Below are 12214 nucleotides of genomic sequence, written 5' to 3'. Positions count from 1 at the left end.
CCATGATGGACCCATGTCCACTTCCGACGTCCGGCTGGTCCTGCTGCGCCACGGCGAAACCACCTGGTCCAGTCAGCGACGGCACACCAGCCACACCGATCTGCCGCTGACCCCGCTCGGCGAGGCCCAGGCGCGCTCGGCCGGACTGGTACTGAAATCGCTCGACCTGCGCGATCCGCTGGTCTTCACCAGCCCCCGCCTGCGCGCCAGGCAGACCGCCGAACTGGCCGGGCTCACGCACGCCGCGATCGACGACGACCTCGCCGAATGGGACTACGGCGACTACGAGGGCCTGACGACCGTCCAGATCCGCGACACCGTGCCCGGCTGGACGGTGTGGACCGCCCCCGTCCCCGGCGGCGAGAACGCCGAGCAGGTGGGCGCACGGGCCGACCGGGTCCTGGCCCGGGTCGAACCGGTACTGGCCGACCGCGATGTCGTCCTGGTCGGCCACGGCCACTTCTCCCGCGTCCTGATCGCCCGCTGGGCCGAATTCGCCGTCACCGAGGGCCGCCGCTTCGCCCTGTCGACCGGCGCGATCACCGAACTCGGCTACGACCACGACGCCCACACCGTCTGGGGCCACAACCTCACCACCCGCACCGAACCCATCGAAGGAGCCGCCCGATGAGCGTGCGCCGCGCCACCCCCGCCGATGTCGCCACGATGGTCGAGCTCGTGCACGAGCTGGCCGAGTACGAGAAGGCGCCCGCGGAGTGCACGCTGACCGTCGAACAGCTCGATACCGCGCTGTTCGGGCCCGCGCCAGCGCTGTTCGCCCATGTCGCCGAGCTCGACGGGGTGGTGGTCGGGTGCGCGATCTGGTTCCTGAACTACTCCACCTGGGACGGGGTGCACGGGATCTATCTGGAGGATCTGTACGTGCGGCCGGAGACGCGCGGCACCGGGCTCGGGCGCGCGCTGGTCGCCGCGCTGGCGGCCGAGGCGGTCGCGCACGGGTACAGCCGGGTGTCGTGGTCGGTGCTCACCTGGAACACACCGTCGATCGCGTTCTACGAAGCTCTCGGCGCCGCACCGCAGGACGAGTGGATCGGCTACCGGCTCGCCGGCGACGAACTGTCGGCGCTGGCCGCGACCGTGCGCTGAGCCGTGCGGATCGACGCGCCCCGCGCCTGGCCGCGCACGCCCGAGGAGGCGACCGCGCTCCAGGACGAACTGCGCCCGCTGGTGCGCGCGGAAAACCCCGAGCCGGCGCGTTTCTCGACCGCCGCGGGAATTGATTCGGCCTACGCCGAGGACGGCACCGTCGCGACCGCGGCGGTAATTCTCGATATCGCCACCCTGGAACCGGTGGAATCCGCGGTGGCGCACGGAATCTCGACATTTCCCTATGTGCCGGGATTGCTCGCGTTCCGGGAACTCCCGGCCACCGTCGCGGCCCTGGAGAAACTCACCGGCACCCCGGATCTGCTCGTCTGCGACGCCCAGGGCCGCGCGCATCCGCGCCGTTTCGGGCTGGCCTGTCACGTCGGATTGCTGGCCGGAATTCCCACCATCGGTGTCGCCAAATCGGTGTGGGGCGAGTACACCGAACCCGGCCCGCGCCGCGGCGACGCCACCGACGTCACCATCGACGGCGAGGTGGTCGGGCGCGCGTTGCGGACCCGCGACGAGGTGAAGCCGCTGTTCGTCTCGGTCGGCCATCTGATCGACCTCGACACCGCCTGCGCGCAGGTGCTCGCCCTCACCCGGGGCTTCCGGCAACCGGAGACCACCCGCAGGGCCGACCACCTGTGCCGGGCGGCACTGCGCGCGGCGACGGGCTGAGCGCTACGCGTCCCGCTGCTCAGGGTCAGCCTGAGTGCTACGCGTCCCTGTGCTCGGGGTCGGGGAGCTCGCCGTAGTCCTGTGCCATGAACCGGCTCGACGCGGGGGCGAACAGCGCGGCCAGGCCGCCGAGCGAGATGATCGCCAGCAGGGTGCCCCACAGCGGCTGGTGCGAGTCGGTCAGCAGCGACCACGCGACCGGCAGCAGCAGCACCTGGGCGATGACGGCGATCGCGCGCCCCCAGCGCTTGCCGCGCAGCAGGCCGATGCCCGCGGCGAGCACGCCACCGAACAGCACGCCGAACCACATCGCGGTGCCGACGCCGCTGGCCACCGACTGGTCGTGGCCGGTCAGCGCGCGCACCACCAGCACGACCGCGGTGCCGACGCCGGCCAGACCCTCGAGGGTCACCAGGGCGCCCGCCACCCGGATCGACGCCGGAATGCCGGTCGGCACCGGTTCGCCGTCACGCTGTTCGCCGCTGTCTGTCACGTCCTGCTCCGCCACGGCCCCCAGCCTACGACGAGCTGTCGTGGTGGCCCGGCGCGCGCCGGGTGTTCACGCCCTCCCATTACCCTCGACATCGTGCGGACGCTGCTCATCGTCAACCCGAATGCCACCTCGACCACCCCGGCGACCCGGGATCTGCTCGCCCATGCCCTGGAGAGCCGGACCCAGCTGACCGTTGCGCACACCCAGCATCGCGGCCACGCGGCCGAACTGGCCCAGTGGGCATCCACGCAGGAGATGGACCTGATCGTCGTGCACGGTGGCGATGGGACGGTCAACGAGACCATCAACGGCTTCCTGCCGGTGCCCCAGGTGGGCGACGATCAGGTCTGGCGACCGCGCCTCGGCATCATCCCCGGCGGCTCGGCCAACGTCTTCGCCCGCGCCCTCGGCATCTCCCCCGATCCGGTCACCGCTACCAACCAGCTCATCGATCTGCTCGGCCGCGACGCGGACCGCCGGATCGGGCTCGGGCTGGCCGACGATCGGTGGTTCACTTTCAGCGCGGGCGTCGGTCTGGACGCCGATGTGTGCGAGGCGATCGATGTCGCCAGGGCGAAGGGCCGCAAGGCCACGCCCGCCCGCTATCTGCGGACCACGGTGCGCCAGTTCTTCCGCGCCCGGCGCGAGGATCCGCGCGTCACCGTCGAGGTCCCGGGACACGATCCGGTCGATGAGGTGTATTACGCCTTCGTCACGAATTCGAGTCCGTGGACCTATCTCGAGGACCGCCCGATTCGCACCAATCCCGGCACGACCTTCGAATCCGGCCTCGGGGTGTTCGCGGTCCGTTCGATGAGTGTGACCCGCACCCTGCTGCTTGCCAGACAGTTGCTGGCCGAGAATGGAAACCCCAAGTCGGACACGCTTTTCCGGGTCGACGACGTGCCGTCCGTGCACATCGAGACGCCCGAGGAGATCGGCCTGCAAATCGATGGCGACTTCATCGGAAAACGCAAGATGGTGCATTTCACATCGGTGCCCGGCATCCTCGATGTGGTGGCGCCCAAGCCCTCCTGAGCTCCGGACACGCGGAAAAATCTCCCGGTTGCGCTGCGAAAACCAGGAGACGCGAGTACAAAGGACCGGGCGGGTTCCCCCTGCGGGCACCTTAGAGCGTGATCTCCCCCACGGTGCGCCGGACACCTATTGACATCTACGGTGTTCGTGAAAGCATTCACAAGCAACCGTGCGGAAACATTCGAGTCGCACAAGTGAACGATCCACTAACCAGAGGTGCCCTTTGTGGCGCCCGCGCAAAGGAGCAGAGGAATGGACTGGCGCCACAAGGCCATCTGTCGCGACGAGGACCCCGAGCTGTTCTTCCCGGTGGGTAACAGTGGTCCTGCGCTCGCGCAGATTGCCGATGCCAAGCTGGTCTGCGCCCGCTGCCCCGTCACTGCCGATTGCCTGTCGTGGGCCCTGAAGTCCGGACAGGATGCCGGCGTGTGGGGTGGAATGAGCGAAGACGAGCGTCGCGCGCTCAAGCGGCGCAACGCGCGCACCCGTACGCGTACCTCCGTCTAGTCGACGAAGGAGGCGTTGCCGGGCCATTCAGCCCGGCCCGGTAACGCATGTGAGAACCCGGCACCTCGCGGTGCCGGGTTTATTGTTGCCCTACAGCGGTTTTCGGACTTCCTATCGTCCGGAGCGGCGGCCCAGCGGGACCCGCAGCACCGCGTCGGTGCCCACGTCGGCACCGGGATGCAGACCGATCGAACCACCGAGTTCCGAGGTCACCAGGGTCCGCACGATCTGCAGGCCCAGGCGGTCGGAACCCTCCAGACTGAACCCCGCGGGCAGGCCACGGCCGTCGTCGCTGATGATCACGTCGAGCCAGCGGGCCGACCGTTCCGACCGAATCGTCACGGTACCGTTCTGCCCCGCGTCGAAGGCGTGCTCGATCGCGTTCTGCACCAGTTCGGTCAGCACCATCACCAGCGGGGTCGCCCGCTCGGCGGAGAACACCCCGAGCGAGCCCGCCCGGCGGACCTTGATCCGCGCGGTGTGCACCGTGGCCACATCGGCCATGATCGGCAGCAGCCGGTCCACGACCTCGTCGAGGTCGACCTCTTCGTCCACCGACATCGACAGCATCTCGTGCACCGAGGCGATACTGGTCACCCGGCGCACCGATTCCGTCAGCGCCACTTGGGCTTCCGGGTTCTCGGTGCGGCGCGCCTGCAAGCGCAGCAGCGCCGCCACGGTCTGCAGATTGTTCTTCACCCGATGGTGGATCTCGCGGATCGTCGCGTCCTTGCTCAGCAGCGCGCGGTCGCGCCGCTTCACCTCGGTGACGTCGCGCACGAGCACCGCGGGCCCGGCCAGTTCGCCGCCCGGCCGCAGCACCAGCGTGCGCAGCAGCACGGTCGCGCCGCGCGCCTCGACCTCCATCCGGCGGCCGGTGCGCCCGGCCAGCGCGGCCTGGATGTCGGCCACCACTTCCTGCGCGTCGAACGGGTCGGTGATCAGCGAGCGGGTGGTGACGGCGAGATCCTGGCCGACCAGGTCGGCCTGCATGCCCATCCGGTGATACGCCGAGAGCGCGTTCGGGCTCGCGTAGACGACGATGCCCTCGGTGTCGAGCCGGATGAAGCCGTCGCCGGCGCGCGGGCTGGAGTGCGTCGCCGCACGGTCCTCCGGGGTGGGGAAACTGCCGTCGGCGATCATCTGGCACAGGTCGTCGGCGCAGGAGACGTACGCCGTCTCCAGCGTGCTGCGGACCCGGGACCGCTGCAGATCGGAGTCGCGGCTCAGCACCGCGATCACGTCCTCGCCGCAGCGCACCGGGATCGCCTCCCGGATCGCGTGCACCGGGCTGGGGTGATAGACCGCGCTGACCTCGACCTCGCTGTCGGTCCGCGCCGTCTCGCCGGTCAGCAGGGCGTCGAAGACCTGTGGGAAGTCGGTCCGGGAGGCCGTGGTGCTGACCTTGTCGTCCAGGTGCACCGTCGGTGCCGTCGTCGGGCGGATCTGGGCGACGCACACGACGTCGGCGCCCTCGGCGACCGGTCCGGCGCCGACCCACAGCAGCAGGTCCGAGAACGAGAGGTCGGCGAGCAACTGCCAGTCACCCACCACCCGCTGCAGATGGTCGACGGCGATGCCGGGTAGGTCGGTGTGTTCGGCCAGTAACTCGCTCAGAGTTGCCACGGTGGATCTACGCTTCGCTTCCGGGTGCGGGTCAGGCGATGGTGGCGATCAGGTCGCCCGCCTGGAGGACCTGTCCGGGCGCCACATCGATCGAGGTGACGTCACCTTCGACCTCGGTGAGCACCGGGATCTCCATCTTCATGGACTCGAGCAGCACCAGGGTCTGATCGACCCGCACATGCTCGCCCACCGCGACCTCGACAGCGAGCACGGTCGAGACCATCTCCGCGCGCACTTCTTCAGGCATGGCACCCCGTTCACTAGTCGTTCGGCCACCGCGATTCGCGATGGCCGTATCCGCCGAAGCTACAGCCAATCACACATGAAACAATGGCTGTCGATCAGATCGTGCTCCGCGCTCCGGCGGGGAGGACCCAGAGAAGGGAGCTACCTATGGGTAAGCGTGGACGTAAGAAGCGCAGCCGCAAGGGCAACGCAGCCAACCACGGCAAGCGGCCCAACTCCTGAGCTGCGCTCGGAGTACAGAAAAGGGGCACCCGTCGGGTGCCCCTTTTCTGTGTCCTGACCCGGGCGTTCAGCCCTCGGTGGTCTCGATCCTGGTGACCGTGATCGACCGGTGGATCTCCAGCTTGAGCCGGTCGCGCAGCCCCTCCGGAGCGTGCTCACCACCACATTTGCGGCTGAGCAGGCCCTTGATCTTCTCCTCGATGCCGTAGGCCTCGATGCACGGACTGCAGTGGTCCATGTGCTCCTGGAGCCGGTCCCGGGTGGCCTGATCGCATTCGCCGTCGAGCATGAGCCACACGTCGGCCAGTACCGCCGTGCAGTCCATCTCCATGTCGGGGTCGCTCACTTCGTAACCTCCTGGCGTTCCCCACGGTCGAATCCACGTTCGCGCGCCACGTCGGCGAGCAAACCCTTGAGCTGCTTGCGGCCGCGGTGCAGCCGGGACATCACGGTACCGATCGGGGTGCCCATGATGTCGGCGATTTCCTTATACGGGAAACCCTCGACATCGGCGTAATACACCGCCATCCGGAACTCCTCCGGCAACTGCTGCAGCGCGGCCTTGATCTCGTCGTCGGGCAGGGCGTCGAGCGCCTCCACCTCGGCCGAGCGCAGGCCCGTCGAGGAGTGCTCGGCGGTGGCCGCGAGCTGCCAGTCGGTGATCTCGTCGGTCGGGTACTGCGCGGGCTGGCGCTGTTTCTTGCGGTAGGAGTTGATGTAGGTATTGGTCAGGATCCGGTAGAGCCAGGCCCGCAGGTTGGTGCCCTCCTTGAAGGACTTGAACCCCTGGAACGCCTTCACGTACGTCTCCTGCACCAGGTCCTCGGCATCGGCCGGGTTCCTGGTCATGCGCAGAGCGGCGCCGTAGAGCTGATCCAGCATCGGGAGCGCATCGCGCTCGAACCGCGCAGCCAGCTCGGCTTCGTCGACTTCCGAGCCGGACGCCTCGGCAGGCACCACGTCATCGTCGCTCGTCACACCAATCCCTTCGATCGCCGTAGTAGCCGAATCTACCGGCACCACGGATTCGAAAGGCAATCGCGCACCCTGCGGCGAGACAGGACGCTCCTCGAGCAGCAGTGTCACTATCTCTCCTTCGCGAGTTCGGCGGCGGGTGGGCTTGTCACTTGTGTGCAACAGGCACCCCCGCATCCGTGTTCCCGGGCCGGCGGAAATGTGTTTGCCCAGCGGGGCACCCGCGTGGTTAGGGTGACGCTCATGGCAGCCGCGTCGACTCCCGCGATCAAGGTCCTCACCGGTGCGGGCATCGCCCACCGGGTCCACGCCTACGCCCACGATCCGCGGGCGGAGTCCTTCGGCGACGAGGCCGTCGACGCGCTCGGCGGCGAACTGGGCGTCGCGGCCGCGCAGATCTTCAAGACGCTGGTGATCGAACTGTCGACCGGCGCGCTGGCCGTCGCGGTGCTGCCGGTACCGGCCAAACTCTCGCTGAAGGCGGCCGCCGCGGCGCTGGGCGCGCCGAAGGCGGGCATGGCCGACAAGACCAAGGCCGAGCGCACCACGGGCTACGTCCTCGGTGGCGTCTCCCCGCTGGGCCAGCGCAAGAAGCTGCCGACCGTCGTCGACGCCTCGGCGCTGGACTGGGACCGGGTGCTGTGCAGCGCGGGCAAGCGGGGCCTCGAGATCGAGCTGGCACCGGCCGACCTGGTGCGCGCGGCGGCCGCCGTCACGGCCCCGATCACCGCCTAGCGCGGCGCGCGGCCATCCGATCGGCGTTTCGTTCCGAATTCACTGCGACGCAGTCCGCGCCCGGTACGACCGATTCGACCCGAGGATGTGATGCGAGAAATGTCCGCTCGTTCGACGATCGCCACCCTGTCCGGTGCTCTTGTCCTAACCTTCGGCGCTGTCGCCTTCGCCCCGCCCGTCACCGCGATCCCGCCGGTGGCCCCGTCCGCGCCGACCGACCCGAGCGACTTCCCGCTCAACGGTCCCGGCACCACCAAGAACTCCCCCCAGGCCGCGCCCGAGAAGGACGAGAAGGCCGAGAAAGCGGAGAAGCTCGGCGGCGGGGTCGCCACCGTGCTGATCGATCTGGCCACCGGAATCGTCAAGTGCGGCTTGAACATCGCCACCGACGCGGTGAAGTGCAAGTTCTGACGATGCACACGGCGGGGCCGGATCGGCGCGCGCCGGCCCGGCCCCGCCGTTTTCCGTCTCCGGACTAGAACAGGCTCGGCACGTCCGCGGCGGGGTCGAGCAGCTCGGGCCCGTTGTTGCGCACGCTGTTGACCAGGGTCGACACCGGCCGCGCCACGATCGCCGCCACCTCGGCGGGCGAGGCACCGGCGAGCAGCTCGGCCGGCGCCGGGTGGTCGGGATCGAGCCAGGCGTCCCAGTGCTCGCGCGGCATCGGCAGCGGCATCCGGTCGTGGATCTTCGCCAGGTCACCGATGGCGTCGGTGGTGAGGATCGTGCACGACAGCAGCGGCGCGGCGTCGGGCACGTCCCGATCGCGCCACACCGACCACAGCCCGGCCATGTAGAGCCGCGACCCGTCCGCGTGCGCCATGTAGTACGGCTGCTTGACGGCCTTGCCCTTCTCCGTCGGGGCGGATTCGACCAGCCATTCGTACCAGCCGTCCATCGGCACCAGGCAGCGCTTGTGCTTGGCGGCGTCGCGGAACGACGGCGCGGTGACCGCCCGGTCGGCGCGGGCGTTGAACAGCGGCTTGCCCTTGGCGGGCTTGCCGGGCTCGCCCGCCTTCGTCCAGGCCGGGATCAGGCCCCAGCGCATGCGCCGGACCCGCAGCGCCGGGTCGTCGTCGGGGGCGCCGTGCTCGTGGCGCTCCACCACGGTCAGCACCTGACTGGTCGGGGCCACGTTGTAGCTGACCGCCGATTCCTGCTGGTCCGCGTCGAGATCGGTCTCGTCGATCGCGTCGAGTTCGGCCGCCAGCCGACCCGGATTCGTGGTCGTCGCATATCGTCCGCACATACGGCCATCGTCTCACCGGGGACCGACACCCGGCGGCGACGCGACCACACCGAATTCCACACCACCCGTGTGTCCGGACCGCACATGCGCGAAGATGGGCGGGTGAGTTTCTGGCCAGCGCCCCATATCGAGGTCCCCGTCCACGCGACCGTGACCCTGCCCGGTTCGAAATCCATCACCAATCGCGCGCTCATCCTGGCCGCACTGGCCGATGGCCCGTCCACCCTCACCGGTGCGCTGCGCAGCCGCGACACCGACCTGATGATCAAGGCGCTGCAGAGCCTGGGCACCGAGATCCTCGGCGACGCCGAGACGCTCGAGGTCACCCCGGCGCCGCTGCGCAGTGCCGCCGTCGACTGCGGCCTGGCGGGCACCATCATGCGGTTCCTGCCGCCCGCCGCCGCGCTGGCGACCGGCGACGTCGCCTTCTTCGGTGACGAGCAGGCCAAGACCCGCCCGCTGACCACCATCCTCGACGCCCTGCGCAAGCTCGGTCTCGACGTCGACGGCGACGCGCTGCCGTTCGTCGTCCACGGCACCGGCAGCCTGCGCGGCGGCGCGGTCACCATCGACGCCTCGGGCTCCTCGCAGTTCGTCTCCGGTCTGCTGCTCTCGGCGGCCCGCTTCGACGAGGGCATCACCGTCCACCACGACGGCAAGCAGCTGCCGTCCATGCCGCACATCGAGATGACGGTGGAGATGCTGCGCCGCGCCGACGTGACCGTGCACACCCCCGCCGACTCGCGCAGCGCGCAGACCTGGACCGTGGAGCCGGGCCCGATCCGCGCGGTCGACTGGGAGATCGAGCCCGATCTGTCCAACGCCACCCCGTTCCTGGCCGCGGCGGCGGTCACCGGCGGCGAGGTGAGCATCCCGATGTGGCCGCGCGGCACCACCCAGCCCGGTGACGTGATCCGCGAGATCCTGGTCCGGATGGGCGCCGAGGCGCGCATCTTCGACGGCGTGCTCACCGTGCGCGGCCCCGGCCGCCTGGCCGGCATCGACATCGACCTGCACGACGTCGGCGAGCTCACCCCGACCGTGGCGGCGCTGGCCGCCCTGGCCGACTCGCCCTCGCACCTGCGCGGCATCGCGCACCTGCGCGGCCACGAGACCGACCGGCTCGCGGCGCTGTCCACCGAGATCAACCGCCTCGGTGGCGATGTCACCGAGACCGAGGACGGCCTCGAGATCGTGCCCGCCCCGCTGCACGGCGGACAGTGGCACTCCTACGCCGACCACCGGATGGCCACCGCGGGCGCGATTCTGGGCCTGCGGGTGCCCGGCGTGGAGATCGAGGACATCGGGACGACGGCCAAGACGCTGCCGACCTTCGTCACCCTGTGGGAGCAGATGCTCGACCCCGCCCTATCGGGTGAGGGAGCGGCGCGCTGAGCCGCCGCGGCCGTACCGCAGCCAGCTACGACGAATCCGATGTCCGGGTCCGCCCGGGCAAGGCCTCGCGTCCGCGCACCAAGACCCGTCCGCAGCACAACGACGCCGAGGCCGCCATGGTGGTCTCGGTGGACCGCGGTCGCTGGGGCTGTGTGCTCGACGGTGACGCCGACCGGCGCATCGTCGCCATGCGGGCCAGGGAACTCGGCCGCACCCCGATCGTGGTCGGCGACCAGGTCGACGTCGTCGGCGATCTCACCGGCAAGCCCGACACGCTCGCCCGGATCGTGCGGGTCGCCGAGCGGGGCACCGTGCTGCGGCGCACCGCCGACGACACCGATCCGTTCGAGCGGATCGTCGTCGCCAACGCCGAGCAGTTGTTCATCGTGGTCGCGCTGGCTGATCCGCCGCCGCGCACCGGTTTCGTCGAGCGGGCCATGGTGGCCGCGTACGCCGGTGGGCTGGAACCGATCCTGGTGCTCACCAAACGCGATCTGGTCGCCGAATCCGAATTCGCGACCGCCTTCGATGGCCTGGACCTGAAGATCCTCTACGCCGGGATCGACGATCCGATCGAGCCGGTGCTGGAGCTGCTCGACGACCGGCTCACCGCCCTGATCGGGCATTCCGGGGTCGGCAAGTCGACGATGGTGAATCGTCTTGTGCCCGATGCCTATCGGGCCGTTGGCGAGGTGTCCGGGGTGGGCAAGGGCAAGCACACGTCCACCCAGTCGGTGGCCCTCCCGCTGCCCGCGGGTGGCTGGGTGATCGACACCCCCGGCGTGCGGTCGTTCGGGCTGGCCCACATCACGCCCGACGACGTCATCGCCTCGTTCACCGACCTGGCCGACGCCATCGAGGACTGTCCGCGCGGCTGCACCCACCTGGGTCCGCCCGCCGATCCGGAGTGCGCGCTGGACCAGCTCCCCGGCACGGAGCGGCGGGTCGCCGCGATTCGTCAGCTGCTGACCGCGCTGATCTCGAACGAGACCTGGTAGCAACCGATTCCGTGCCGGGGAGGGGTGCTCAGAACCCGAAGGATCCGGTGCCGGTACCGCCGCCGTCACCCGGGCCGGGATCGGTCGGCACATCGGCCACGGTGACCACCTTGGTGGTCGACGAGCTGGCCACGCCGCTGCGGCCGGAGAACGTCGCGCCGATGGTGTAGGCGCCCGCGGCGCCCGGCGTCCACACGATCGTGGCCTTGCCGTTCGCGGCGACCGGGATGTCGCCGAGGACGTTGTCGCCCGCCTTGAACTGGACGGTGCCGCCCGCCGCCGCGGGCGAGACGCTGGCCTCCAGCGTGACGGCCTTGCCGACCTGCGCGCCGGTCACGTCGGTGAGCACGGTGCTCGACACGGCGTCGCTGGACACCGTGATGTTCGGGCCCTTGCCCTGGTAGGTGCCGTCGCCGAGCGAGCCGCCGTAGTGCATGGAGGTCGGCAGCGGGGTGTCGCGGGCGCAGTTCACGCCCACCTTGTACTGCACCTCGAAGGTCTGCGACTTCGGCTCGATGTTCGGGTACACCGGGTACTTGGTGATGCCGAATTCGGCGCGCACCCAGTCCGAGGACGAGGTGTCGAGCTGGACCTGGTCACCGCCCATCTTGGCCGAGCCCGCGACCGGGGTCAGGCACGCCGGGTGCAGGTCCTTGATGTTGTAGATGTATTCGACCGGGATGCCGGTGCGCTCGAACTTCGTCGTCACGGTCACGGTGTCGCCGACGACCGGGTTGGTGTTGGACACCGTCCGGGTGAACTTGCTGTTCCCGTCGTTCCAGGTGATCGTTCCCGGCGCGGCCGAGGCCGTCGCGGGCATCGCCGCCACCGCGAATCCGGCCGCCACCGCGAACGCGGCCATCGAACCGGCTACCCGCTGCACTCTTCTGTCCACCATCGTTGTCTCCCACGTACACCGGGCGCCCTCGACATCTTCGTCGA

Annotated in this window: 17 protein-coding genes; 10 read left to right on the top strand and 7 right to left on the bottom strand. The window is 69.7% G+C overall.

Annotation, left to right across the window (positions count from 1 at the left end; all coding sequences use genetic code 11):
• The first annotated feature begins 13 nt into the window (after positions 1 to 13).
• From ACFVW6_RS25550 to ACFVW6_RS25540, 3 genes are read left to right on the top strand one after another with little or no spacing between them, the layout of a single operon-like run.
• Positions 14 to 631 (top strand): acid phosphatase, encoded by a 618-nt coding sequence (locus tag ACFVW6_RS25550; protein ID WP_378823036.1) that lies wholly within the window; start codon positions 14 to 16, stop codon positions 629 to 631.
• Complete coding sequence (locus ACFVW6_RS25545; RefSeq protein ID WP_378823038.1) at positions 628 to 1107, top strand: GNAT family N-acetyltransferase; 480 nt, start codon at positions 628 to 630, stop codon at positions 1105 to 1107. The genes ACFVW6_RS25550 and ACFVW6_RS25545 overlap by 4 nt, the downstream gene beginning before the upstream one ends.
• A gap of 3 nt (positions 1108 to 1110) precedes the next feature.
• Positions 1111 to 1788: an endonuclease V gene (locus tag ACFVW6_RS25540; protein WP_378823040.1), complete on the top strand. Its 678-nt coding sequence runs from the start codon at positions 1111 to 1113 to the stop codon at positions 1786 to 1788.
• Positions 1789 to 1825: 37 nt separating this feature from the next.
• Here ACFVW6_RS25540 and ACFVW6_RS25535 read toward each other — a convergent pair whose 3' ends face one another.
• Positions 1826 to 2281, bottom strand: a complete 456-nt coding sequence (locus ACFVW6_RS25535) for a hypothetical protein (protein ID WP_378825531.1) — start codon at positions 2279 to 2281, stop codon at positions 1826 to 1828.
• A gap of 93 nt (positions 2282 to 2374) precedes the next feature.
• On the opposite strand from ACFVW6_RS25535, the gene ACFVW6_RS25530 reads away from it, so the two are divergent.
• Together ACFVW6_RS25530 and ACFVW6_RS25525 are read left to right on the top strand one after the other, a co-directional pair.
• Positions 2375 to 3319 (top strand): diacylglycerol/lipid kinase family protein, encoded by a 945-nt coding sequence (locus ACFVW6_RS25530; RefSeq protein ID WP_378823042.1) that lies wholly within the window; start codon positions 2375 to 2377, stop codon positions 3317 to 3319.
• Positions 3320 to 3571: 252 nt separating this feature from the next.
• A complete protein-coding gene (locus ACFVW6_RS25525) occupies positions 3572 to 3826 on the top strand; it encodes a WhiB family transcriptional regulator (RefSeq protein ID WP_022567051.1) in 255 nt (84 codons plus the stop codon).
• Positions 3827 to 3937: 111 nt separating this feature from the next.
• Here the strand turns inward: ACFVW6_RS25525 and ACFVW6_RS25520 are convergent, their stop codons facing one another.
• Entirely contained in the window at positions 3938 to 5452 is a 1515-nt protein-coding gene (locus tag ACFVW6_RS25520) for a histidine kinase N-terminal domain-containing protein (RefSeq protein ID WP_355276077.1), read from the bottom strand.
• A 31-nt stretch (positions 5453 to 5483) separates the two neighbouring features.
• Complete coding sequence (locus tag ACFVW6_RS25515; RefSeq protein ID WP_189026708.1) at positions 5484 to 5699, bottom strand: biotin/lipoyl-binding carrier protein; 216 nt, start codon at positions 5697 to 5699, stop codon at positions 5484 to 5486.
• A 146-nt stretch (positions 5700 to 5845) separates the two neighbouring features.
• Here ACFVW6_RS25515 and ACFVW6_RS25510 point away from each other — a divergent pair, with 146 nt between their 5' ends.
• Positions 5846 to 5920 carry a 50S ribosomal protein bL37 gene (locus ACFVW6_RS25510; protein ID WP_110293457.1) on the top strand — a complete coding sequence of 25 codons (75 nt, stop codon included), beginning with the start codon at positions 5846 to 5848 and terminating at the stop codon, positions 5918 to 5920.
• 67 nt (positions 5921 to 5987) lie between these two features.
• Here ACFVW6_RS25510 and rsrA read toward each other — a convergent pair whose 3' ends face one another.
• Positions 5988 to 6251 (bottom strand): mycothiol system anti-sigma-R factor, encoded by a 264-nt coding sequence (gene rsrA / locus ACFVW6_RS25505; RefSeq protein ID WP_218718691.1) that lies wholly within the window; start codon positions 6249 to 6251, stop codon positions 5988 to 5990.
• 11 nt (positions 6252 to 6262) lie between these two features.
• The gene (locus ACFVW6_RS25500; protein WP_355276080.1) at positions 6263 to 7006 is read right to left on the bottom strand and encodes a sigma-70 family RNA polymerase sigma factor; all 744 of its coding nucleotides are present in this window, start codon (positions 7004 to 7006) and stop codon (positions 6263 to 6265) included.
• Positions 7007 to 7138: 132 nt separating this feature from the next.
• Here ACFVW6_RS25500 and ybaK point away from each other — a divergent pair, with 132 nt between their 5' ends.
• Together ybaK and ACFVW6_RS25490 are read left to right on the top strand one after the other, a co-directional pair.
• Positions 7139 to 7630 carry a Cys-tRNA(Pro) deacylase gene (ybaK, locus tag ACFVW6_RS25495; protein WP_357343488.1) on the top strand — a complete coding sequence of 164 codons (492 nt, stop codon included), beginning with the start codon at positions 7139 to 7141 and terminating at the stop codon, positions 7628 to 7630.
• A gap of 99 nt (positions 7631 to 7729) precedes the next feature.
• A complete protein-coding gene (locus tag ACFVW6_RS25490; RefSeq protein WP_357343486.1) occupies positions 7730 to 8041 on the top strand; it encodes a hypothetical protein in 312 nt (103 codons plus the stop codon).
• Positions 8042 to 8105: 64 nt separating this feature from the next.
• Here the strand turns inward: ACFVW6_RS25490 and ACFVW6_RS25485 are convergent, their stop codons facing one another.
• Entirely contained in the window at positions 8106 to 8879 is a 774-nt protein-coding gene (locus ACFVW6_RS25485; RefSeq protein ID WP_378823046.1) for an SOS response-associated peptidase, read from the bottom strand.
• 84 nt (positions 8880 to 8963) lie between these two features.
• On the opposite strand from ACFVW6_RS25485, the gene aroA reads away from it, so the two are divergent.
• Entirely contained in the window at positions 8964 to 10274 is a 1311-nt protein-coding gene (gene aroA / locus ACFVW6_RS25480) for a 3-phosphoshikimate 1-carboxyvinyltransferase (RefSeq protein WP_357343483.1), read from the top strand.
• Complete coding sequence (gene rsgA / locus ACFVW6_RS25475) at positions 10271 to 11272, top strand: ribosome small subunit-dependent GTPase A (RefSeq protein ID WP_378825533.1); 1002 nt, start codon at positions 10271 to 10273, stop codon at positions 11270 to 11272. Before aroA ends, rsgA begins: the two co-directional genes overlap by 4 nt.
• Positions 11273 to 11300: 28 nt before the next feature.
• On the opposite strand, the gene ACFVW6_RS25470 is transcribed toward rsgA, so the two are convergent.
• On the bottom strand, positions 11301 to 12170 hold the full coding sequence (locus ACFVW6_RS25470; RefSeq protein WP_355276088.1) for an Ig-like domain-containing protein: 870 nt from the start codon (positions 12168 to 12170) through the stop codon (positions 11301 to 11303).
• Between the last annotated feature and the right edge of the window lie 44 nt (positions 12171 to 12214).

Origin of the sequence: Nocardia sp. NPDC058244 (genome assembly GCF_042882065.1) — a bacterium.
Taxonomy (GTDB): Bacteria; Actinomycetota; Actinomycetes; order Mycobacteriales; family Mycobacteriaceae; genus Nocardia.
The sequence above is the reverse complement of the archived record's forward strand: the minus strand, read 5'-3'. Positions and strand labels throughout refer to the sequence as shown.

Excerpts from the sequence above, each read along its gene's own strand:
- ACFVW6_RS25490 (WP_357343486.1), top strand. The coding sequence starts at position 7,730 with ATGTCCGCTCGTTCGACGATCGCCACCCTGTCCGGTGCTCTTGTCCTA.
- aroA (WP_357343483.1), top strand. The coding sequence starts at position 8,964 with ATGCGCGAAGATGGGCGGGTGAGTTTCTGGCCAGCGCCCCATATCGAG.
- ACFVW6_RS25485 (WP_378823046.1), bottom strand. The coding sequence starts at position 8,879 with ATGTGCGGACGATATGCGACGACCACGAATCCGGGTCGGCTGGCGGCC.
- ACFVW6_RS25550 (WP_378823036.1), top strand. The coding sequence starts at position 14 with ATGTCCACTTCCGACGTCCGGCTGGTCCTGCTGCGCCACGGCGAAACC.
- ACFVW6_RS25470 (WP_355276088.1), bottom strand. The coding sequence starts at position 12,170 with ATGGTGGACAGAAGAGTGCAGCGGGTAGCCGGTTCGATGGCCGCGTTC.
- ACFVW6_RS25515 (WP_189026708.1), bottom strand. The coding sequence starts at position 5,699 with ATGCCTGAAGAAGTGCGCGCGGAGATGGTCTCGACCGTGCTCGCTGTC.
- ACFVW6_RS25545 (WP_378823038.1), top strand. The coding sequence starts at position 628 with ATGAGCGTGCGCCGCGCCACCCCCGCCGATGTCGCCACGATGGTCGAG.
- ACFVW6_RS25525 (WP_022567051.1), top strand. The coding sequence starts at position 3,572 with ATGGACTGGCGCCACAAGGCCATCTGTCGCGACGAGGACCCCGAGCTG.
- ybaK (WP_357343488.1), top strand. The coding sequence starts at position 7,139 with ATGGCAGCCGCGTCGACTCCCGCGATCAAGGTCCTCACCGGTGCGGGC.
- rsrA (WP_218718691.1), bottom strand. The coding sequence starts at position 6,251 with ATGGAGATGGACTGCACGGCGGTACTGGCCGACGTGTGGCTCATGCTC.